At 66.8% G+C, this 1,737-nt stretch carries 1 protein-coding gene; it reads right to left on the bottom strand.

What is annotated here, in order from left to right:
• Window positions 1–48: 48 nt before the first annotated feature.
• Entirely contained in the window at window positions 49–1,665 is a 1,617-nt protein-coding gene (metG, locus tag ACFTZL_RS44685) for a methionine--tRNA ligase (RefSeq protein ID WP_382596312.1), read from the bottom strand.
• Window positions 1,666–1,737 lie beyond the last annotated feature (72 nt).

Below are 1,737 nucleotides of genomic sequence, written 5' to 3'. Positions count from 1 at the left end.
GGTTCTCGTTCTCCCGGGCCCCGCGCTGTAGCGAGCGTGTTACGACCGTTACGCCGTCGGCTTCTCCTCCAGGCGCGGGAAGAGCACCGCGCCCTTCGTGACCGTCGCGCCGGCCGGGAGTCCGCCCCACTCGCCGGACTCCTGGACCTTCTGGTCCGCGAGCGCCCCGAGGGACGCCTCGGCGCCGAGCGAGTCCCAGAGCTTCTGCGATGTCTCCGGCATGACCGGGTTGAGCAGGACCGCGAGGGCACGGAGGGACTCGGCCGCCGTGTAGAGGATCGTCGCCAGGCGGGCCTTGCCCTCGTCAGAGGTGTCCTTCGCGACCTTCCACGGCTCCTGCTCCGTGATGTAGCCGTTGACCTGCTTGACGAAGTCGAAGATCGCCAGGATGCCGCCCTGGAAGTCCAGGTCCTCGCCGATCCGGCGGTCCGCCTCCGTGACGGCCTTCGCGAGGCCCTCGTGGACCGCCTTCTCGGCCTCGCCGTCGGCCGTGGACTCCGGCAGTACGCCGCCGAAGTACTTGCCGACCATCGCCGCGACGCGGGACGCCAGGTTGCCGTAGTCGTTCGCCAGCTCGCTGGTGTAGCGGGCGGAGAAGTCCTCCCACGAGAAGGAGCCGTCCTGGCCGAAGGCGATCGCGCGCAGGAAGTACCAGCGGTACGCGTCCACGCCGAAGTGCGAGGTCAGGTCCTGCGGCTTGATGCCGGTCAGGTTCGACTTCGACATCTTCTCGCCGCCGACCATCAGCCAGCCGTTGGCCGCGATCTTGCCGGGCAGGGGGAGCCCCTGTGCCATCAGCATCGCCGGCCAGATCACCGCGTGGAAGCGGAGGATGTCCTTGCCGACCAGGTGGACGTCGGCCGGGAAGGTCTCCTCGAACTTCGCCTGGTTCTCGTTGTAGCCGACCGCCGAGGCGTAGTTCAGCAGGGCGTCGACCCACACGTAGATCACGTGCTTGTCGTCCCACGGGATCGGGATGCCCCAGTCGAACGTGGAACGGGAGATGGAGAGGTCCTGAAGCCCCTGGCGCACGAAGTTCACGACCTCGTTGCGCGCGGACTCGGGCTGGATGAAGCCGGGGTTCGCCTCGTAGTGGGCGAGGAGCTTGTCGCCGTACTCGCTCAGCTTGAAGAAGTAGTTCTCCTCGCTGAGGCTCTCCACGGGCTTCTTGTGGATCGGGCAGAGCTTCTGGCCCGCGTACTCGCCCTCGCCGTCGAGGAGCTCGCCGGGGAGCTTGTACTCCTCACAGCCGACGCAGTACGGGCCCTCGTAGCCGCCCTTGTAGATCTCGTCCTTGTCGTACAGGTCCTGGACGAACTCCTGGACACGGTCCGTGTGCCGCTTCTGCGTGGTGCGGATGAAGTCGTCGTTCGCGATCTCCAGGTGCTCCCAGAGAGGCTTCCACGCCTCCTCGACCAGCTTGTCGGCCCACTGCTGCGGGCTGACGCCGTTCGCGTCCGCGGTGCGCATGATCTTCTGACCGTGCTCGTCCGTGCCGGTGAGGTACCACACCTTCTCGCCACGCTGACGGTGCCAGCGGGAGAGCACGTCGCCTGCGACGGTCGTATAGGCGTGGCCCAGGTGAGGAGCGTCGTTGACGTAGTAAATGGGGGTCGAGACGTAGTACGCCTTCGCCCCCTGCTTCTCGGATCCAGTGGCCGCCATGGTCGAAATCCTACTGGTCCGTCGAAGATCGACTCACACGCGTTTCGGGGGGTGGACAGGGGCGCCGTGCCC

This window comes from Streptomyces sp. NPDC056948, from assembly GCF_042674225.1.
Lineage (GTDB): Bacteria > Actinomycetota > Actinomycetes > Streptomycetales > Streptomycetaceae > Streptomyces > Streptomyces purpurascens.
The sequence above is the reverse complement of the archived record's forward strand: the minus strand, read 5'-3'. Positions and strand labels throughout refer to the sequence as shown.

Excerpts from the sequence above, each read along its gene's own strand:
- metG (WP_382596312.1), bottom strand. The coding sequence starts at position 1,665 with ATGGCGGCCACTGGATCCGAGAAGCAGGGGGCGAAGGCGTACTACGTC.